Genomic DNA, 21,581 nt, shown 5'->3' with positions numbered 1-21,581 from the left:
GTAACCTCCTATTCGGCATATTGGTCGAGAATGGATACGAATTCCTCGTAAATTGCTATCATCTGATCTTCCGAATACTTGCTTCTGTTGTACTCAAATTCCACCTGAGTATGTTTGTGATAACTGTGAACCCGAATGTAAAGATCGAACTTACAAAGCTGGTCAACGGGAATGTAGCGGAAATGCTGAAACATATCTTCTTCATAAGAGAACACAATCGAGAAATCCAAGCTGCCTCTCATCTCTTGATCTTGATTCATAAAACGCTTCAGGTTGCCGCTAAATATATGCTTAACCCGATCCTCTAAACTTAAATTTCTATTTAAGAGTTGGGGCTGCATTCGAGCAAAACATCCAACCTCATTGAAATTACCAAGATGAATACGCCAATTTCCAATCGTTCCATAGGCCTCTCCATCACAGCTATTCATTAAAACTTCTTCCATTACGCCTTGATAAATGGCGCTCTTCGTTACATTCATTGTTCTAGCCATTGCAGCAATTGTGTTTTGTTGATGGGGTTGAAGGTCTTTTGTCCAGCGATTGAGTCTGGCATTCTTATGTATCATCGTTGTCGTCTGTGGAAGTACTAAATTGTTAAAAGAGGAGTGCTTCGTGTCATCAACACTACGCTGTAATTCGCAGATTTTTCTATACGTCGATAAATTCAATGTCCCTGGTAGTGGTGTACTCGGATTGTGCTTTAATCGATTCATGAAAGTCGCTTCAAAACTTCGAATCCCTAATCCATCGATACAAATATGATGAAACTCGATATACAGAAATCGCTTATCCTGATATTCAATGAATTGAATGTACCAAGGGTAATCCCGATTTAGATCAATACCAGATCTTCGCCTCGAGACATAAGCGATCGGATCTTCATCTATGAGCTGTATCGATATTGTAAAGTCTTCTTGCGGTATAGGCATAATCTGCTGATAGAACTTACGATGATCAGGGTTATAGCCGTATTTCACTTGCAATAAAAGATGGTCTTGGAATGTGAGATATAAAGCCGATCTTACCGATTCATAGGTATCACCCGCTTCCAACCCATACAGCAGTGGGAGCCGGTAGATCGGCATCTGGTTGCAAATAAACATCTTTGCCTGCATCAAGGTTAGTTCACTATTGATTGGATTGTGCATATGGCAATTCTCCTAAACCAGGATCCATCTGGAGTAATCCTTCCCCCATAGCAGCAACAATGGCATTCACTTCTTTGGGATCATACATTGTCGAATCGATATAGAGACTAAATTGCCATGCATCCGCACGCAGGTGCAGATTCATAAATATCTGAAACTTCGATTGTCCTTCAAACTCGATCGTATGATCGAATAACGTCATCTGCTCCACATTTTCATATAAAGTCTGATAGACAATTCGAGGATATTCGAGCATAAGCCCCGATTCATTCAGATCATAGATCGATACCCCTTGATGCTGATGTGCCGTACGCAAACTAGTCTGGAGAATTTCATCATTCGATACATCGAAAAATATCGGCAATACCCTTGCGAACGACTGGATGACATGGTTAGCATTTGGCACAACCCTACCATGATAGACAGCACCTATATAACCCTTTTGATGATCGAAAAATGGTGCAAGCGCACGTGTTATGAAAGTTAACAGGGCTCTTTCCATATCTGGAAAGGAGCATGTCATTGGTGATAGGCGAAATGCGTGGTGGGTATATCTTCCTGATGCCAGCAGCGGTTTACCGATATTCGGATAGTTCTGCTGAGGGACTAGGCAAGTCCAAGCCTTAATTGCTTGATCTTTAGCCAGCTCGTAATAACTCGCAATTTGCCCATATTGTGTATAGTCGGGAGTTAGATTTTGATAATTCATAGAAATTTGTTGAAGTAAAATAGCAATTGCCATATGATCCACAATCATGTGGTGCATGTGAACATAGAAGTAAATTTCATCTGTTGCGCGAATATGAATCAATTTCATTTCCCATAGCTTCTGAGTACCTAGAATTTGCAAATTCCTTGGGATATGATTCATGTCGGCTAGCTCGTTGACCGTGATAATCTCAAGGTCCATCCACCTGTCGCTTTGAATCAAACCAATAACTTCGCCTTCTTCGTACGTAAACGTTGTGAAGAACACATCATTGTTCATGACAACCTGTTCAATCGCATGCTTCAGTTTCTCTACCTTCTCCTTCGCCTCTTCTGTCAACCGATAGGCATACACCACATCATACATACGTGAATCCACAAAGCGAAAACTGTCAATAAAGATGGCTTTCATAAAACTTGGACATACATAATACTGCCCTGCTTGAACGACTTGCCCTGTGTGGCTCTGCTGCAAAGCCTCCTTATACGATTGATCTTGTAACCTAGAGACAATCAAATCTTTAAGTTCACGAATCGTCTGTGTCGCATACATGTCGGAATAAGATAAAGTCACACCGAATTTCTCATGAACCTCTGTAATGATATTGGCAATTTCAAAGGAAGAGATGCCCGAATCGAATATATTCACATGCTCTTCATACGGATCAAACAAGAGATCAACAGAGCGTGCTCCTATTTCCCCCTTCTGAGCCGTTGTTTCCGATAATTGCTCCTTCTTAATGGGAGTGTTGTGATCCACTTGATCACTTGGATCAAGTGGAATCTCTGCCGTCAGATCAATTTGATCGAGTTCAAGTATCATTTTTTCAAGCTCTGCATGAATCACTTGCATCTGGGAATTGTCATATCGCATTTCCCAGGCCAGATGATCGTGATATTCATTAAACTGTATGTGATTATCATACTTAACCAGATATTCACCGAGCTCCAGCTTAGAAAATAAGGTGGACTGCTGCTCAAGGTCAGTCATTTTCGTATAAGACACGATACAATCAAAACCTCTGACACCCACGATACTTCGATATGCATCGTAAGATAGGGACGCCGATTGCTCAATTGCGACGAATAGGTCTTTGAATACTTTTTTGGCATTTTCCATATAACTTTTATTCGAATCCAATTGAAGCAAGTAAGGTGCAACATCTGTGAAATTACCGATCATATCTGCTTGATCTCGTTTATCTTTCCGTGATACGACAATTCCCATGACAAGCTCCTGATGGCGTGCAAGAAGTGCTGTCACGAAGAGCAAGACGACGAATTTCGTCACACGTAATTTTTGAGCCAGGGAGATGATGGATCGATTCACCTGTTCGGATATTTTCCCTTGTGCGTATACAGGGCGATCTAATGAAAGAACCTGTCGACTTCGGTTTGCATGCCGTTCCACCTGATCATGATACGGATTCTTTGTACCGCAGTTGGATTCAGAAACTGGCTTTAGCGTATATTGGGTAAAAGAAAGCTGCTCACGCTGAAGGATTGCCCTCTCCACGTAATCCAAAAATAAATACAACGATTCTCCATCAAAGATTAGATGGTGCATTAAAAATTCAATTCGATTGGCGGCTTCATCAATGTAATAGTTCGCTAATAAATCACCCTGGAACACATTTATTTTGTGTGATTGTAATGATCTATCACTTCTAAATGGTGCTGAATGCGAATTTCGATCCAGACAGAAGAAATATTGTGTACCTTGTTGGATGACCCGATATCGGAAAATTTCCATCTCATTCATCACAAATTGAAGTGACTCATCTAGCTCCGTTACCGAAAGCTTCGAATCATACTGCACGGAGAAATAAATATCATAATTTTTCTTATGCTTCTCTGCGTACAAAATCTTCTCGTGGAGAGGAGCCATGGCTCGAAGCTCCATATCGTTTGCCGTATTCTCCATCGCTTCACTGCCCTCCCTTTTCCTAAATATCCTCCGTCTTCACACGAGTCAACAAGAAGAAGATTGCGACTGCAAATAGCAGTAAACTCATGAAGTGCACCATAATCGAACCATTGCTTCCTGAAAAACCACTGAACATCTCTATATTTAGCTCAGTTACCCAATTTGTTGGCAAGATCTTGGCGAATGATTGCATCCCTTCAGGCATAATGGAACTAGGCCATAACGTTCCTCCCAACATCGCAAGCGGCAGTGAAACGACCGTTATCAGTAATCTGCCTGTGGACAATCGTGTCGTACGACTTACAATCAGTAATCCGATGCCAGCTGAAATCACATTGAGCAAGCCATAAGCCAATACCAGGAGTAGTAGTTCACCAATTGAGAGCCATAAATCGATGGCAAATGCTGTTTTCATGAGGACAATCATGACTAGGAACTGCACAATGCCGATAACCGCAAATACCCCAACTGTTTGCAGATAGTAGCTGAGCTTACTACTTGTGGATAACAATACACGCTGCGTTGTGGTGTGTACTTTGTCGCCTAGGAACAACAAGGTATTGGTCATCGTCAGGAATAACATAATGAACGCGATCATATTGAACGTACTTGTTAATACAGCTGCATTAGGGTTACCAAGAATACTGGATTCCACCTTAATCGGTGATGTTGAACTTGCCGCTTGTTTCATATTTGCTTCAAATGCTTCTACAGTCTTCGCATTCTTAGCGAGTGTCTTCAGCGTAGAGAATACGCTATTGAGCTTAATTTCTAGTGATTTCGAGTTATAATTCGTCTCTTTCGCATACATTTCAACCCGAATTTGATCTGGATTTGAGAAAATCGTTTTCACATTGTTCGTAAAAACAATTCCCATGTTCGTACTGTTGTGAATGGACTCATCTGCTGTCTTCACATGAGTAAGCGTTACGCCCTGTTTTTCCAATAGACTGGATACATACGTATCAACGGCTTGATCCTCTACAAAAAGGGTGAGATTTACCTTTGTTGCCTCTTTGTACTGGGCAACGACCATGAATGTGAACATGATCGGAAGCAGCAGCATGAAGATAAAGGTCATTTTACGTTTAATAATCCGTCTCATATATAATTCGAATACACGCATCTTATCTGGTCTCCCTTCTAGTTAATGAAAAGACCGCTATTCCAATAAAGCCGATTGCAAGAATGAGTGATGTATAGAGGGGCATCAAATTAATTGTGCCTTGTTGAATGTAATCAAATAATGGACGTTGGAATATTTCATTCACACTAAAATTACTTAGTGAACCAAGATCAATCTTAATGAATCCGCCACCCACAAAAGTCATAATCGGAATCAGCAATGTGACAATACTGTCCAGTTGTTTAAAATGTCGTCCGATCACACCCAGAATAAGTCCGAGTGCATTGAAGAAGATCGCACCTACGACGACGATTAACAAGGCAATGAGCATGTTATCACCGTAACTGACTTGGAAGAACCATTTGGCAAAATACACGATGATTAATCCCTGGAGAATAGAAATCGTACATCCTGTCATCAGCTGACCCAAGACAAGCGACCTTTTCGATACAGGTGAGATCAAGTAACGATCCCCAAGTGCCTCACTGTATTCCTCCTGGATGAAGTTCATCGTATTAGCTAACCCATAGAATAAAATCAGCACAAGCATCGTAACCCCATAATAACTAAGAGCTGTTATGTTCCCCGATGTTTTACCTGCTTCCTGATCTTTCCCTACCGTTAATAAATTGTTATACACATGTGTGTACATAATCGGTTGATTATTTTGACTGGAGATATCCATTGCTAAGTATCCATCACCAAATGCTGAAAGAGTCAGCCCCGTAATATTGACCTTATCAATGTTGTTATCTTTTCCATAGATCGTGACGTTACTGATCTCTTTGGCTTTAAATCCACTTGTTAAATTAGCCGGTAAATGAATATACTGCTCGTATTCACCTGCTTCAAGCGATTTCTTCGCCTCATCCGCATTTGTACTGACGGTTACATCGAACATCGCTTTATTGTCCTCGCTTGTCAGGAACTTCACGATATTTTGACCGAGCTCTCCACTATCTTCATTCACAACGACCGTCTTCACTTGCTTCAGGTTAACGGCTGCCTTACTGTCTTCTTTAGTTTGAAACACAGCAGACAGTGCATTACCCAGAATGAGAATGAGAAGTAACGGCAGTAAAATGTAGTTGACGATAATGATCGGATTCTTCACCTTGCGTTTCATACTCGTTACGAATATTGTCCACATCGCTTAATCCCTCAAATTCTTTTTCGTTAATTTGAAAAACACTTGTTCCAAGTTCGGTGAGATGTATTGAAAACTCTTAACCTCTTCTCCGAAACCTTCTTTAATTCGACTAATTGTCTCTACATCGTTCTTAGGGACCCCAATTTCGACATTGTTGCCTTCTGTTGCCAGAACATCATAATTTTCGAGCTGAGAGGTATAGTTCGAGCTTTTACGGTGAAGTTCCAGCTTCAAAACCGCTTGATCTGTATGTTCCTCGATGATGTCACTTAATTTCCCTTCACAAAGCAGTTGACCTTGATCAATAATGCCAACGTGAGAACAAATCTTCTCAACTTCTTCCATATAGTGCGAGATATATACGACCGTTGTACCCATTTGATTTAATTCCAGAATCGCATCCAAGATACGGTTACGAGATTGTGGATCGACACCGACAGTCGGTTCATCCAAAATGATGACATCCGGGTTATGCACAATTCCGCAGGCAATGTTCAATCTACGCTTCATACCGCCGGAAAATTTCTTCGGCTTTTGTTTACGCTCATCCCAGAGCCCTACGAACTCTAGCGCATAACGTACTTGCTTCTCCAGCCGCTCACCCTTCAGATTATAGAGCTTACCGAAGAACTGCACATTTTCATAAGCAGATAGATCATAAATAAGAGCTAAGTCCTGTGGCACATACCCCACTCTTTTATTCGTACTCTGATTGGGATGCTCATTAAACCACTGCAGCTTGCCACTTTTGGGTTTATCCAGTCCAAGCATGACTTTCGTTAGTGTAGATTTACCTGCCCCATTTGGCCCTAAAAGGCCATAAATTTGTCGATCACCAATGGAAAGTGAAAGACCATTTAAGACCGGTTTCTTTTTGTTATAACTAAAATTAATCGCTTCTCCTGAGAATACTGTTCGCATTCATAAGCCTCCCCAAAATGTTTTGTTTAGGTAGATTCCTAACTAGTCACAGTCTAGCACCATCCCTATTGGGATATACTTTTATGACTTAAGAGGCTTATTTGAAGTCATAACTGTAGGGTTGAGCACTCCAAATTTACACTTGTTCATGAGTTGACATTTATTTGAAAATAGTGTAAAACATAATATAATTTCATTTATTACATTCATTGACGAGAAAAAGTAAGCTGTTCCCTTGTTCCCCAGAGAGTTGGCCGTGTGCTGAAAGCCAATGTTCAAGTTATAGCCGAAAATCATCTCCGAGAAGGAAAGCTGAAGGCAATGAGTAGTAAGCTGACCCGGAATCCCACCGTTACAAGGGCCGCGTATGATAGTACGTAGTGAGGTGCCTGTTGATCATTCTGATGGATCAACTGGAACAAGGGTGGTATCGCGAGTTCAAATCTCGTCCCTTAGGGGGCGGGATTTTTTTGTTTTTCAGGGGATGTTCAAAAGTCTGATCGCTGCGAAGAAAAGAAGCACAAAGCTTATGCTTTCGATGCAAGTTTTCCTCTGGAAAACTCTTGAGGTCGCTGTTGAATCGGTGTCCTTATGATTAAATTAGAAGGTTTGGACACCTCTTCAAAGGCGAACGTTTCACTCTCAAACTTTTCGAAAGAAAATGTACATCGTAAGCATTAACCCAGTGCTTCTTTTTTTCTCCGTTCGACTTTTTAACATCCCAATAATTTACAGGAGGATGAATAACGATGAGAAAAGTCGATGTCAAAGAAAAAGCTAGAACCCGCGAGCTGCGTGTTTTGCAGCAGTGGAAACAAGAGGATACGTTTCGGAAATCGATCGATAATCGAGCAGGTAAACCCAATTTTGTGTTTTACGAAGGACCTCCTACTGCGAATGGGCAACCCCATATCGGTCACGTCCTTGGAAGGGTAATCAAAGACTTCATTGGACGATACAAAACGATGTCTGGGTTTCGTGTTGTACGAAAAGCGGGTTGGGATACGCATGGACTTCCTGTTGAGCTTGGCGTCGAAAAACAGCTTGGCATCTCAGGTAAACAGGAGATTGAAAACTACGGTGTAGCCAAATTCGTAGAGCAATGCAAGAGCAGTGTATTTGAGTACGAAAAGCAATGGCGTGAGCTAACCGAAGGAATCGCTTATTGGACGGACATGGATCATCCATACGTGACGTTAACCAACGACTATATCGAAAGTGTCTGGCACATCCTCGCCGAAATTCATAAAAAAGAGCTGCTGTACAAAGGTCATCGCGTCAGTCCTTATTGCCCAGACTGCCAGACGACGCTAAGCTCACATGAAGTTGCTCAAGGTTATGAAGACGTTGTTGACTTAAGTGCCACTGTGAAATTCAAAAGTAAAACAAGCTCCGATATTTTTCTTGCTTGGACTACTACGCCTTGGACACTTCCTGCGAATATCGCGCTTGCGGTGAACAAAGAAATCAACTATTTACGTGTGAAACATAACGATGAAGTGTATGTAATTGCCAAAAATCTAGTGGAAAAAGTATTGAAACAAGATTACGAAATCTTGTCGACACACAAAGGTTCCGAATTCATTGGGACACCTTATGAACCACCTTTTGGCTATATCAAAGTCAACAAAGGTCACTTTGTCGTCGATGCTGATTATGTCAGCGATACGAGTGGTACGGGTATCGTCCACATTGCCCCTGCACATGGGGAAGATGACTACCGTACGACGCGTCAACACGAATTGGACTTCGTAAATGTGGTCAACCAAGCGGGGTGTTATACGGATCAAATTACGGATTACGCAGGACGTTTTGTTAAAGATTGCGATCTGGATATCGTGAAACAGCTTTCGCACCTGAAGCTGCTATTCGCGAAAGAGCGTTATGAACACAGCTACCCATTCTGCTGGCGCTGTAAATCTCCGCTGCTCTACTATGCAATGGAAAGCTGGTTCATCCAAACGACTGCGATAAAAGATCAGTTGATCGAAAATAACAGTAAAATCGATTGGTATCCTGGTCATTTACGCGAAGGACGATTCGGTAAATTCCTAGAAGAACTCGTGGATTGGAACATTAGCCGCAATCGCTATTGGGGCACACCGCTTAATATTTGGCTGTGCCAAGATTGTGGATGTGAATATGCACCTGGCAGCATGAAGGACTTGCGTGAGAAATCCGTAGAACCTTTAGATGAAAACCTAGAATTGCATAAACCTTATGTCGATGATGTGAAATTAAGATGTTCCTGCGGGGGGACGATGGAAAGAACATCCGAAGTCATTGACGTCTGGTTTGACAGTGGATCAATGCCATTCGCACAATACCACCACCCGTTCGGAGATAAGGAATTGTTCCAAGAACAATACCCCGCTGATCTGATTTCTGAAGGCATCGATCAAACCAGAGGCTGGTTCTTTAGTTTATTGGCTGTTTCTACCCTTTATAATGGAAAAGCACCCTATAAGGCGGTGATCTCAACTGGACACGTCCTAGATGAGAACGGTCAAAAGATGTCCAAAAGTAAGGGCAATGGTATCAACCCTTGGGAAGTTATTGAAGAATTCGGTGCGGATGCGTTCCGCTGGGCGCTCTTGTCTGACAGTGCACCGTGGAGCAGCAAGCGCTTTTCCAAGAAAATTGTAGCCGAAGCAAAATCCAAATTCATTGATACGATCCATAACACACATGCTTTCTATTGCCTGTATGCATCAATCGATCAATACAACCATGACGACTATCCGCAAAAACAGTCTACGAATGAGCTGGATCGATGGATCTTATCTCGACTTCATTCTACCTTGCAAAATGTCGTGACTGGACTTGAGAAGTACGATTTTCTTAATCCAGCAAAATCCATGGAAATGTTCGTAGATGAACTCAGCAACTGGTACATCCGCCGTTCCCGGGACCGTTTCTGGAGCAGTGATATGTCCGAGGATAAAATATCTGCCTACCAAACGCTGCGGGAAGTACTCTTAACACTCGCAAGAATGATCGCGCCATATGCCCCGCTCCTTGCAGAGGACATTTATGACAACCTGCACGGGGAAAAAAGTGTCCATTTGACCGATTATCCACTTGTAAACACAGCGGCAATCGACCCAGAGCTGGAGTACGACATGGCAACGGCCCGCCAAATCGTGGAACTTGCACGGAACATCCGCAACGAAACCAGCATTAAAACACGTCAGCCCCTATCTGAAATGATCATCTCCATGGATCGAGATTTCAATTTGAATCGATTTGCTGACATCATCAAAGAGGAAATCAACATCAAACAAATCCGGATGGAGCAAAGTGACAGCAGCTTTGTGACGTATCATTTCAAATTGAATTTAAAAGCAGCAGGTAAGAAGTACGGAAAGCTCGTCGGTGCGATTCAAAATCTGTTAAAAGGCTTATCAGCCTCCGAAGCGAAGGAAGTCGTGAAGAGCGGTTATCTAGATGCCAGCCTAGAAGGCGAAATGGTACGGATTTCACTTGATGAGCTTCTTATTGAAAAACAAGGCGCAGCTGGCTTTGCTACCGCTTCTGGTAATCAGATTCATGTCGCTCTAAATACAACAATAACGGAAGAACTGGAGCAGGAAGGCATGGTTCGCGAAGTCATCCGTGTTATCCAAGATTGCCGTAAAAAAATGGATTTACCTATTGATAAACGGGTGATCTTAACGCTAGATGTGAATGATCAATTAAAAGCAGCTCTAGATCGATTCACATCTGTTTTACAGGACAATGTGTTACTATTAGATGTCAAATACGGGCATGAAACAGATATGGAATTAGCCTCCATTGGCGAGATGACATTCAGCTTAAAAATTGAATAAATTTGTATATAAAAAGGGCAGCTCTTCTATCATGAAGCTGCCCCTTAATTTACTTTCCAACTTGTTTCCAATTCGTCCACATCTCCTGCGGATTCAATTCATAAATTTCGTTCTCCCGGAACATGAACTGATGCACAATAAATTCGCGACGAATCGTTGCGTAATCATCATGGAATGTCTTAATAAATTCATTCAGCTCTTTCTCTGTATACTTCCGGCCCTTCTCTAATTGCATGACAATGTACTCAAGGGCAATCAATTTCTTCTTATACTGAGCGGGTATATGCTTCAATTTCCCTGCTGCTGTGAAAAAGTTGTTCATAACCGAAGTCTTCAAGCGTTCATTCTGATTTTCCGACACATCCTCACCTCCTGTCTGATTGGCGGCACGATAAATTAAGTTAGCTGTTGCCATTGCACTATTCTTGATAAAGTAATGATCCAGGGAAAAATAGATCGTGTTCTTCTCCCTACGTTCATGAATCAGACTTGCCTCTCGCAGCTTGGCTGCATGATGCGTGATTGTTGCAGGCGTTACGCTCAATTTCTCCGCTATTACCTGACCATTACACTCTCCATCAGCAAGCAAGATTAACATTCGAATTCGAGTTGGATCTGCTAAAGCTTTGTGATAACTAACGATTTTACTCAGTTGCATCCAAGACATCCCCTTTACTCGCAAACTAATTTAATGATCATCTAATTAGATTCTTGTTAAATTACATGCTAATGGATACCGAATTATTTGTCAATTATGAAAATAAAAAACACGCCCTATCTAGGCGTGCTTGCTAATCTGCTTATTCACCTGCTGATTTGCTAATCGAACCCAAGCTTATACTGATTGCGTTAACCTTATTATTAGACTTCACGAAGACAACGACGAAATCGCTGTGACTTACGACCGAAGATAACAATTTGCTTTGATATTGGATCAAAGTATTATTACCCGCTTCTTTTTGTTTCACGATAACTGCGTCGCTTGGAATATGACTGTTGACATATCCCTTCGCTTCATCAATTGTTCCAGCAAAAGCGTAGTCCATGCTAATCGCTCTTCCGTTATCGAGGAATGTTGCTTTAAGCGTTCCATTTTTAAAATTAGCATTCGCCTTGTTACCTGCATTAGCGCCATACTTATCTTCAAACACCGCTAAGGTATCACCTAATCCACCAGCTGCCGTCATCTGATTCGAAGTTGGTTTGTTCCCAGATGGCTGTTCCGGTTTGGATTCCTGCTCTTTAGACCCCTCTTTTGAAGGAACCTCCGGTGTTACAGATGGCTTGTCCTGCGTCACAGGAGTCGGAGTTGTATCCGGCGTTGGTTTCGCCTTAGGTGTTACAGATGACGTCATCGTTTGATTGCCTTGTTGTTTACTAAGCCCTTTCACTTGACCTTTTGAATGGTCTTGATCCGCCAGATTACTAATCTGTGTTAGATCTAACTTCGACCTTTCTTCCTTCCATTTCGCCAACCAATTTGTAAGATTAGATTCCTCTGTTTGATTTGGATTTGGATTTGGAGTCGAAGGAGAAGGCTGTGCCACTTCTTGTTCATCCGGCTTTGGTTCTTGTATATCCTGCTTTACAATGGCTGCCTCCGCGGAATGCATCTTCTGATCTTGTAATACTTGATACCCGCCAATCATGAAAACCACATAACTAACGCCCGCCAGTATGCCGAACAACTTGGCTCTGCCTGTTCCCTTATTTACCGCATACAACAACGCGGCGATACATACAAGAAACTCTACTAAACCTATTATTCCAATAACCATCCACATGATGAAAGTCACTCCATATTTTTTTATACATACTAGAATTGCTAAGCTCTTGTTATTATACGATAGGTTCTTCCAACTAGTAAATCCTTCCTTAGTCCTCACTTCCGTCATTTCACTATCTTGCTCATCCATTTCCAAATAAGTACAGCAGGCACCCTTCAAGGGTATACTGAAGATGGAGGTGATTCAATTGATCCAAGATCCTATTTCCAATGACCAATGGCAAGCGATTCTTAATAATGATACGTCCTATGACCATACGTTTATTTACGCCGTTCAGACGACGGGGATCTTTTGCAAGCCATCTTGTAAATCCAAAGCCCCGCTCAAAGACAATGTGCGTATTTTCAAAGATTCCAAAGAAGCACTAGACGCCAACTTCCGCCCTTGCAAGAGATGTAAACCAACAGGAGAACGCCTACCCAATGAGGAGTGGGCCGCTCAGATCACACATTTCATCGACATGAATTATAGCGAAGAAATAACCCTGGAACTTCTTGCAGACAAATGTCACGGCAGTCCGTATCATCTCCATCGCACGTTCAAGCAAGTGACTGGAATGACACCTACTGCCTATATCCAGCAAGTTCGAGTGAACAAAGCTTGCGAATATCTGAATCATTCCAAGCTATCTATTGCAGATATTGCCCACGCTGTTGGGATTGCGAATACACCTTATTTTATAACCTTATTCAAAAAGAAAACCGGGCATACACCTGCAATCTATCGCCAATTACAGCACAATAAACTTCAAAGAGAGGGACTAAATCATGAGTGATTTAAAGATTGAAGGGATTCGTTGGGCATTGATTAATGAGAATGGTTGGAACTTTATGATCGCAGCTACACCAAAAGGGCTATGCTACGTCGGTTCGCAACATGCACCCTATGAGCAACTCGAAGAATGGGTGAAGAGGTATTTTCCCAATCGTACACTCATTCAGGATGAAGTGGGGATGCAACCTTATAAAGCGGAGATTAGCGAGTATTTGCAAGGAAAACGCCAAGTCTTTACCCTGCCTTATGATTATCACGGCACTTCGTTCCAACTCGCGGTGTGGGAGACATTATGTAACATCCCGTACGGTCAGACGGTATCTTACTCCGACATTGCTCATCAGATTCAAAAGCCAGCAGCAGTTCGAGCAGTCGGCACAGCGATTGGAGCCAATCCTTTGCTCGTAACAATCCCTTGCCACCGCGTAATGGGTAAAAATGGTGCGCTCACTGGCTACCGAGGTGGTCTGGAGATGAAGAGGCAGCTCCTTGCGTTAGAGGGCCTACTTCACCTGACTAATTGATAAGCTCAATTTATAATTGCCATAATGCAGCAGCTCGTCCAATAGTGTATTAAGCTCACTGGATGTACCCATACGCACTCGCATCCAGTAGCATCCTTCACCACTGACACGATGTAATTCAATAATGGAGTCATGCTGCAATACAAAAGTTTGAAATTTTTGATGCGCAGTCGGTGATTTTAAAAACATTGTAATAAACGCATGCACCACCTGCCCCAACTTTTCGGGATTCACACGTAATGTATAACCTTCAATGATCCCATTCTCCTGCAACTTGCGTACACGAGCGCCAACCGCCTGTCCTGTTAAGTGAACCAGTTGTCCAATCTCCTTATGAGAGAGGGTCGCATCCTTCTGTAAATGCTGCAATATACGAAAATCAACATCATCCAACGTCGAGTGATTCATCTTGAGCTATTTCCTTTCATCGTGAAAAAGAATCCTTGTCATTCGTTTCACCAGATTATGTGCTTCACACTTCCTATCCTATATCCTAACAGTAGTAGAATTTTTCTTCACTAAAAAGATATGAGGTGTCCAATCATGCAAATTCGTCTTATTCGCAACGCCACACTATGGGTACAGTATGCGGGCGTCCAATTTTTAATTGATCCAATGTTTAGTGATAAGGGTGCAAATCCCCCAATTCCAAACTCCTCTAATACTCGTCGAAATCCACTTGTAGAACTGCCTATACCCATTGATGAGCTTATTCAGCCTGATGCTGTCATAGTGACTCATCTGCACCGCGATCACTGGGATGAAGCTGCCGCTGCAGCCATTGGGAAACAAGTTCCGATCTTCTGCCAACCAGATGAGGATGAAAGGATTCGCTCGCATGGTTTTAGTTCCGTGACGCCTGTGTCCAGTAGGGTCGATTATAAAGGGGTGACCCTCATTCGTACATCCGGGCAGCACGGTACGGGGGTAATCCGCAAGCTTATGGGGCGCGTGTCGGGGTTTATTTTCAAAGCGGATGGACATCCGACCTTATATCTTGCTGGAGATACCATCTGGTGTGAGGACGTTAAACAGGTGCTAGATGCACATCGCCCAGATGTAACCGTTGTGAATAGCGGTGGTGCTCATTTCGCAGTTGGTGATCCGATTACGATGGATGCTGATGATGTGGTTCGCACAAGTAGGTATGCCCCTTGCACGAAGGTGATTGCCGTTCATATGGATGCGATCAATCACTGCTTCGTTACGAGGGAAGTTTTACGTGACCGTTTATCTGCGGAAAGTCTATTGGAGCAAGTTACGATTCCGCTGGACGGTGAATGGTGCTAAGAAGCTAGTTATTAACTGGTTGTTTCACTTGTGTATATGGATACTGCGCTGTGCGGAGGGCGATTTCAAAATACTCGACATCGGGCATATTCCGCTCCTTGGCGATGGTGATCGCTTTTTCAATATCATAAGTGACTCTGCGTAGTTGAACGGCGATGTCCTGCTTATTCAAATCGACGATGGCATAGCTAGCCCGATTATCTCCATCAAATGGCGTACCGACACTACCGCAATTCACAACCAGTCTGCCTTTACCTTGGCGCGCATGCGCATGGTGAATGTGACCATAAAGTAGAAGCTTTGTTTGTTCATCCGCATGTAACGTGTCCAGCTCGTCCAATGTCGCCCATGGGTACACAATATCCACGAGCGACTTGGAACTTGCGTGGTACATCTCCGTTGGTACGCCATCTAAACAATCATGAAACCCGATCGGCAAGTTCCCCAACCATATCTGATCTTCCGCTGAAATTCGCGCACAATCATACTCAAACGCACGCAGGACCAGCTCTTCTTTATGACTGGTCGGCACCCAATCCTTTTTCGGAAAACGGGTGAAAAGATTATCGTAATTGCCACGGATGACCGTGAGCGGGTTTAACGACTGAATCAACTCGATGCATTCGCTTGGCTGTGGCCCGCGCATCACCATATCTCCAAGAAATGCAATAGCATCGGGACTTTGCCCCTTAAGATCATGGACGACTGCCTCAAGCGCGGTCGCATTGCCATGTGTATCTGAAATCACTGCTAATCTCACGAATATACCTCCAGAAGATGAACATGTAAAAGGAATGATGAAATAGAAAGAATTCGACTTGGATTCTAATTGTTCCTGCATAGCGAGATAAGTAGTCTGAATTCTAAGCTTGCATCGCAAATCGCAAAGGTACATACTAAACCATATATGCATCAACGTATCTACATCAGGAAACTTTCAAAATGAGGTGTTCGACATGAATCAAGACACATTAGAGTTGTACCGCACATTAACAGAATTCCCGGCAGCACCAGGATTTGAACGCGAACTTCGCGCTTACGTAAAAGGGGAATTATCCAAATATACGGACGAATTCGTGCAGGATGGATTGGGCGGTATTTTCGGAGTAAAACGTGGGGATGAGCAAGGGCCTCGCGTTATGGTTGCTGGCCATTTAGATGAAGTTGGTTTTATGATTACGCAAATTACGGATAATGGAATGCTCAAATTCCACACACTAGGTGGCTGGTGGAGCCAGGTTGTACTCGCTCAACGCGTACAAGTCATCACAGAAAATGGACCCGTATACGGTGTTGTTGGATCTACTCCGACGCATTTATTAGATCCAGCGGCTAAAAGTAGACCCGTTGAGATCAATACCATGTATATCGATATTGGTGCGGATAGCAGGGAACATGTCGAGTCACTTGGCATACATCCAGGGTTGCCCGTATTGCCGATCTGCCCCTTCACACCGCTTGCGAATCCGAAGAAAATCATGGCTAAAGCTTGGGATAACCGCTATGGCGTTGGTCTTGCCATTGAACTAATGAAAGAACTTCATCAAGAACAAGCGAAGCTTCCGAATGTGCTTTACTGCGGCGCTACTGTTCAAGAAGAAGCAGGATTACGTGGTGCACGTACGGCTGCAAATTTAATTCAACCCGATATTTTCTACGGACTGGATTGCAGTGCAGCGAATGATACAACGGGAGATCGTAACGCATTTGGTCAACTTGGAAAAGGCGCTTTACTTCGCATCTTTGATCCGACGATGATCACACACCGCGGGCTCGTAGAGTTTGTACGAGATATGGCTGAAACCTATAAAATCCCATACCAATATTTCGTATCCGCAGGCGGAACGGATGCTGGGCAAGTACATCTAAGTGGTACGGGTGTCCCATCTACGATCATTGGTGTATGCGGACGTTATATCCATACTTCAGCGTCAATTGTCCATACAGATGATATCGATGCGGCCAAAGAGCTATTAATTCAACTTGTCAAACATACCGATCGTACAACGATGAACACGATTTTGGAACGCTCATAACAAAAGAAGACCCCGTTTATAGAAACAGCGGCAGCCATGGACGAGAAAATAAAGTCCTAGACTGCCGCTGTTTTATTGAATTAACGTGTGCCGTTAGATTAGTGCATTTGTCCGTTATTTAAGCTACTGTTCTGACTCAATCGTTTCCCATAACGAATTCTGTGACACATTAATGTATTCCAGTTGCTTCATACCATAGAGGAAATCAGGTTTCCGATTGATCATACACATTCCTAAGTCCAAGAATCGCAGGTGCTTCAGCTTCTCTAGCTCAAGCGGTAGCTCATGGATCGAGGTGTATTGAATCGTAAGCCGCTCCAGTTGTTCCAGCTCTCCAATCTCCGGTGGGATGCGGTTTAGGCTGATCTCTTCCTTCGGCTTAACCCGATACCCTGGAGTCGGTCGATCCGAGCTCGCACATTGGATGCAGAGCTCTCTCAGGTTCTTCAGCCTGGCTATGGATGCGGGAATACTCTCCAAATCAGCCGTCAGGATTTTCAAGCGTTCAAGCTTACTTAACTCGAACAGCCCTTCGGGTAGACGATAAAGATCCTGTTCAAAAATTTCCAGATCACGCATCTCTGTAAGGTCCCGAATTCTCTCAGGCAGCTCTGTCAGCCCATGTCCACTTATATACAGCCAGTCGGTTTTATGCTTAATGGCATCATCTAGCAGACAATCCAGATCCCGGTGAGCCTTTAATTCCAAAAAAAGCCCTGTGATTCGATCCATCAGTTCGATTGCTTCTTCGTCAGTTACTTCCATACCATACATATGTTCATGCACAACCGAGTAAAGGTAGTCTCCGCCACCTTCTTTCAAGAAACACAAGTCTTCCGGTAGGCTAGGGTAAATCCAATCCGACAGGCGGTTTGCCATTTGCTTCAGTAGGTTCCCGCTTTCTTCGCAGCATCTATAAAAATAGTAGGTTCCCGCGGTATAAAAGGCATGACTACGATAGGTATTTCTTATTTGTATAACTTCATCTAAATTATCGCCTTGGATTACGATTGTCTCCACCAGGTAAGGTTTTAACGCTTCCAATACGCTTGTGTAATGGCCGCGTACCACATCAGCCGGCATTTTCTCCCCAAGCACAAAACATTCCGAGTTCCGTATCGCCAAATCTATTACCTGCTCGTAAGCTTCGCCTTTAGGGTCTGTATACATTCTCATCCCATAAGTCTCCATTCCCATTCGAAGTACATAATATCCCTATTGGTAGTATTATTACAATATTTCGATATACCCTTCTGTTCCATGCACGCGAATTCGTTGCCCGTCTTTTATCAGATTGGTGGCATTGTCCACCCCAACAACTGCTGGTAAACCATATTCACGCGCGATAACTGCACCATGGGTCATCAGTCCACCTACTTCGGTGACTAGACCTTTGATGGATACAAACAACGGTGTCCAGCCAGGGTCAGTAAAAGAGGTAACTAATATATCTCCATCTTCTAGATCAGCATCTTCTATGTTTAAAATGACACGTGCCCGTCCTTCTATAACTCCGGAAGAAACAGCTAGACCTACAATCGCTTTAGCTGGCAGATTTTCTCGTTTGTACTCACCTGCAAGGATTTCACCATCAGACGTGATCACACGTGGGGGAGTTAATTTTTCAAAATGTTTGTATTCGTCTTTTCGTTTATTGATGATCTGTCTGGTCGCAAGCTTCGCTTGCTGCTCGACCATGCAACCCGGATAATCCAGTTTATTTGTGCGTACAGCTTCGTGAAGTTCTTCAAAAGTGAGATAGTAGATATCTTCTTTTTCATCAATAACGCCTGTTTGAACGAGTTGTTCGGCTTCTTTTAGTAAAGCCTGCTTATAAACGAAGTAGCGAGTCACCATGTCGTATTTTGGATATTCGCGATAGCCGATAAAATTACGGATTAGCTCGATCATTCTTGTAGTTTCTTCGGCTTTTTGATCGCCGTCCGGTAGTTGCTTCAATCGATCTAATAATTCTTGTTCTTTTTTCAAAGCATCCTGTCGGCCTTGCTCAAATTTACGTTTGCTTTCATTAGGCTCAAAGTTTTTGATGTTAGCAAGAATCAAGGGAACAAGTGTAATTGGTTTTTCGCTCCAACGCGTTCTAGTGATATCGATTTCTCCCGTACATCGCATTCCGTATTTGTCGAGATAAGCATAGATCGCGTCTTGGGTTTCCTGTCCACCATCCAACTTAACGAGTTCATCCCCAAAGTTATCCTCTTTGACATGTTGCAAATAATCAATGACTTCTGGATATGGACGAATCACATCTGCGACATCTAGTAGCGCTAGCCCCATTTCCGAAGTAATATTGCCCGGTACAGATTGAGAAAGTGTATCTGCTACGTTTTTTTCGCCTAACCACTTATTCATGTTTTCATTGATCCATGTTGAAGCATCCGTAGCAGCTATAATGATACCCAAACTTCGTGGGTTAAATAAAATCTTCTTTAATTGTTGGATTTCTTCTAGAACAAAATCAAATAAATCTAATCCAGATTTCGTTGAGATGATTTGTTTTAACTCTTCAATTGATGTTTGACTGCTCTTAATCAAATCAGGAACGATTGAAGGATCGTATTCGCTTGGTACCTGAGGAGCCGGAGGCATCATGCTTTTACTGCGACTAGGTGCTGTGTTATCATCTGGTAGCGGTTTAATAAAATCTCCCCGCTCTTTGAGGGTCCGAAGTGCGTCTTCGATGAGTGGATCTGTTTGTCCTAGGGGATTAAATACAGTTTTTCTGCTGTCAGGTGAAACCAACATAGGTGTCACATCAATAAACAACCTTCCACCCGCTTTATGCATGGGTGCAGGAGTCGATAACAAGAAAAAGGACAGTCCCAGTGGTTTTATAGGGTCCGTCATCATTTGTAGGTGACCGACAGATATGTACACGTGATTTCCTTGATCATTCGCTTCGGGGATGGGGTATAACGTTGTGATGGGCCGACTCTGGACAATATAAAATGTATCATGGGCCAAACACCATTCGATATCTTGTGGGTAACCAAAATAAGTTTCGATCTGTCTGCCAATGCGTGCCAGTTGCACAATTTGTTGATCAGTAAGTGTTTGAGTTTTTTGCTGATCAGGATCGATCTGCAGTGTCTCTGTTCCGCCTTCTTTTCGTCCATAGATAGCCAATTTTTTGGCTGCAATCCTCTTATCGACGATTTTCCCTTCCTGTACTTTATAACAATCGGCAGAAACCAAGCCGGAGACCAGAGCTTCTCCAAGTCCAAAACTGGCATCGATTGATAGCACCTTTTGGTTGCAGGTAATCGGATCAGCTGTAAATAAAATCCCTGAAGCCTGTGGGAAAACCATCTTTTGAACGATAACGGATAAATAAACTTGACTGTGGTCAAATCCATTTTGCATACGGTAGATTACTGCGCGATCTGTAAATAAAGAAGCCCAACATTTGCTGATATGCTGCAAGATGGCATCGACGCCGATGATATTTAAATAGGTGTCTTGTTGACCAGCAAAAGAGGCATGCGGTAAATCTTCAGCAGTTGCACTAGAACGCACTGCATAAGCATGTTTCTCGCCAAACTTGATGAGATAGTGAGTAACCGCTTTCATAACATCGGAAGGAATTTCTGTTTCTATAATGATTTGCCTGATCTTCCTGCTGATTTCACCAATTTGATCTCGATCTTCTACGTTTAGCATGGTTAGCCGATTGAGCAAAGCATAATACGTTTCGTTTTGTTCGATGGCTTTTTGATATCCCTCGGTTGTAACACAAAATCCTTCTGGTACTTGTATTCCTTGGATTTTTGATAATTCCCCTAGATTTAACCCTTTTCCGCCAACGAGCAAAAGCTGTGTCTTTTCGATTTCATGTAAGCTGAGAACCAACGAACTCATTACCTATCACTCCTAATCATTAAATTGAGAAAAAATCATCATTTGATATTAGTTCTTCAACATGATATACTTACAAATTTTTATCCGATTATATCATTGCATCCATTTATGTGCAATATAAGAATAATATGGTAGAATCGTTCAGGTTCTTTTTTTGATTTTCCACTACATTTGTCACATCAAAAAAACCTAGTTTAAGCCGACTCCGTCACTGCATAAAAAACTTTATTTACTCAGTTTATCAAGAGCTAAATTTAAGAAAGTCAGATAAAATAAAGAGCTCTATATTTTATACATGACTAATATATTACCCCTTTTTTGTTTAACTAACGTGTCCCGTTAGCGCAACGACTTACTCTGTTGAATTTCGTGTTCCTCAACATAAAGCGGCATCAGAGAAGGCGGATCGTACCTTATCGCGGCCTTTAAACGACAAAATGGTGCCGATAGCCATAGCCCCATAGCCGCAACGAAATAA

Annotated in this window: 16 protein-coding genes and 1 other annotated feature; of the genes, 5 read left to right on the top strand and 11 right to left on the bottom strand. The window is 42.7% G+C overall.

From position 1 onward, the window contains the following. Positions 1–8: 8 nt before the first annotated feature. Genes ACSBOP_RS03975 through ACSBOP_RS03955 form a run of 5 tightly spaced genes read right to left on the bottom strand, consistent with a single transcriptional unit; the run spans position 9 to position 6,983 of the window. Positions 9–1,151, bottom strand: a complete 1,143-nt coding sequence (locus tag ACSBOP_RS03975) for a condensation domain-containing protein (RefSeq protein ID WP_442603173.1) — start codon at positions 1,149–1,151, stop codon at positions 9–11. Continuing rightward, a complete protein-coding gene (locus ACSBOP_RS03970; protein ID WP_442603172.1) occupies positions 1,132–3,783 on the bottom strand; it encodes a condensation domain-containing protein in 2,652 nt (883 codons plus the stop codon). Before ACSBOP_RS03970 ends, ACSBOP_RS03975 begins: the two co-directional genes overlap by 20 nt. 22 nt (positions 3,784–3,805) lie before the next feature. Further along, positions 3,806–4,912 carry an ABC transporter permease gene (locus ACSBOP_RS03965; RefSeq protein WP_442603171.1) on the bottom strand — a complete coding sequence of 369 codons (1,107 nt, stop codon included), beginning with the start codon at positions 4,910–4,912 and terminating at the stop codon, positions 3,806–3,808. Position 4,913: 1 nt separating this feature from the next. Next, positions 4,914–6,062 (bottom strand): ABC transporter permease, encoded by a 1,149-nt coding sequence (locus tag ACSBOP_RS03960; RefSeq protein ID WP_442603170.1) that lies wholly within the window; start codon positions 6,060–6,062, stop codon positions 4,914–4,916. Between the two features lie 3 nt (positions 6,063–6,065). Further along, positions 6,066–6,983 carry an ABC transporter ATP-binding protein gene (locus ACSBOP_RS03955; RefSeq protein ID WP_442603169.1) on the bottom strand — a complete coding sequence of 306 codons (918 nt, stop codon included), beginning with the start codon at positions 6,981–6,983 and terminating at the stop codon, positions 6,066–6,068. Positions 6,984–7,183: 200 nt separating this feature from the next. Continuing rightward, positions 7,184–7,439, top strand: a binding site (T-box leader). A 293-nt stretch (positions 7,440–7,732) separates the two neighbouring features. Here ACSBOP_RS03955 and ileS point away from each other — a divergent pair. Next, positions 7,733–10,813 carry an isoleucine--tRNA ligase gene (gene ileS, locus ACSBOP_RS03950; protein ID WP_442603168.1) on the top strand — a complete coding sequence of 1,027 codons (3,081 nt, stop codon included), beginning with the start codon at positions 7,733–7,735 and terminating at the stop codon, positions 10,811–10,813. 49 nt (positions 10,814–10,862) lie between these two features. Here the strand turns inward: ileS and ACSBOP_RS03945 are convergent, their stop codons facing one another. Further along, positions 10,863–11,471 (bottom strand): metalloregulator ArsR/SmtB family transcription factor, encoded by a 609-nt coding sequence (locus ACSBOP_RS03945; protein ID WP_442603167.1) that lies wholly within the window; start codon positions 11,469–11,471, stop codon positions 10,863–10,865. A gap of 142 nt (positions 11,472–11,613) precedes the next feature. Then, positions 11,614–12,597: a hypothetical protein gene (locus ACSBOP_RS03940; RefSeq protein WP_442603166.1), complete on the bottom strand. Its 984-nt coding sequence runs from the start codon at positions 12,595–12,597 to the stop codon at positions 11,614–11,616. Between the two features lie 190 nt (positions 12,598–12,787). On the opposite strand from ACSBOP_RS03940, the gene ACSBOP_RS03935 reads away from it, so the two are divergent. Both ACSBOP_RS03935 and ACSBOP_RS03930 read left to right on the top strand, forming a co-directional pair. Further along, a complete protein-coding gene (locus ACSBOP_RS03935; protein WP_442603165.1) occupies positions 12,788–13,375 on the top strand; it encodes a bifunctional transcriptional activator/DNA repair enzyme AdaA in 588 nt (195 codons plus the stop codon). Next, positions 13,368–13,898 (top strand): methylated-DNA--[protein]-cysteine S-methyltransferase, encoded by a 531-nt coding sequence (locus ACSBOP_RS03930; protein ID WP_442603164.1) that lies wholly within the window; start codon positions 13,368–13,370, stop codon positions 13,896–13,898. Before ACSBOP_RS03935 ends, ACSBOP_RS03930 begins: the two co-directional genes overlap by 8 nt. Here the strand turns inward: ACSBOP_RS03930 and ACSBOP_RS03925 are convergent. Further along, a complete protein-coding gene (locus ACSBOP_RS03925) occupies positions 13,878–14,306 on the bottom strand; it encodes an Lrp/AsnC family transcriptional regulator (RefSeq protein WP_442603163.1) in 429 nt (142 codons plus the stop codon). The genes ACSBOP_RS03930 and ACSBOP_RS03925 overlap by 21 nt on opposite strands. Before the next feature lie 135 nt (positions 14,307–14,441). On the opposite strand from ACSBOP_RS03925, the gene ACSBOP_RS03920 reads away from it, so the two are divergent. Then, positions 14,442–15,188, top strand: a complete 747-nt coding sequence (locus ACSBOP_RS03920; protein ID WP_442603162.1) for an MBL fold metallo-hydrolase — start codon at positions 14,442–14,444, stop codon at positions 15,186–15,188. A 4-nt stretch (positions 15,189–15,192) separates the two neighbouring features. Here ACSBOP_RS03920 and ACSBOP_RS03915 read toward each other — a convergent pair whose 3' ends face one another. Further along, a complete protein-coding gene (locus tag ACSBOP_RS03915; protein WP_442604365.1) occupies positions 15,193–16,101 on the bottom strand; it encodes a metallophosphoesterase family protein in 909 nt (302 codons plus the stop codon). Between the two features lie 43 nt (positions 16,102–16,144). Between ACSBOP_RS03915 and ACSBOP_RS03910 the strand changes: the two genes are divergently transcribed. Beyond that, the gene (locus ACSBOP_RS03910) at positions 16,145–17,224 is read left to right on the top strand and encodes a M42 family metallopeptidase (RefSeq protein ID WP_442603161.1); all 1,080 of its coding nucleotides are present in this window, start codon (positions 16,145–16,147) and stop codon (positions 17,222–17,224) included. Between the two features lie 123 nt (positions 17,225–17,347). On the opposite strand, the gene ACSBOP_RS03905 is transcribed toward ACSBOP_RS03910, so the two are convergent. Both ACSBOP_RS03905 and ppsA read right to left on the bottom strand, forming a co-directional pair. After that, on the bottom strand, positions 17,348–18,400 hold the full coding sequence (locus ACSBOP_RS03905) for a leucine-rich repeat domain-containing protein (RefSeq protein WP_442603160.1): 1,053 nt from the start codon (positions 18,398–18,400) through the stop codon (positions 17,348–17,350). 54 nt (positions 18,401–18,454) lie between these two features. Then, positions 18,455–21,103: a phosphoenolpyruvate synthase gene (gene ppsA / locus ACSBOP_RS03900; RefSeq protein WP_442603159.1), complete on the bottom strand. Its 2,649-nt coding sequence runs from the start codon at positions 21,101–21,103 to the stop codon at positions 18,455–18,457. Positions 21,104–21,581: the final 478 nt, after the last annotated feature.

Origin of the sequence: Paenibacillus sp. KN14-4R (assembly GCF_052180255.1) — a bacterium.
GTDB lineage: Bacteria > Bacillota > Bacilli > Paenibacillales > NBRC-103111 > Paenibacillus_AM.
This window is presented reverse-complemented; position numbering and strand designations above follow the sequence as displayed.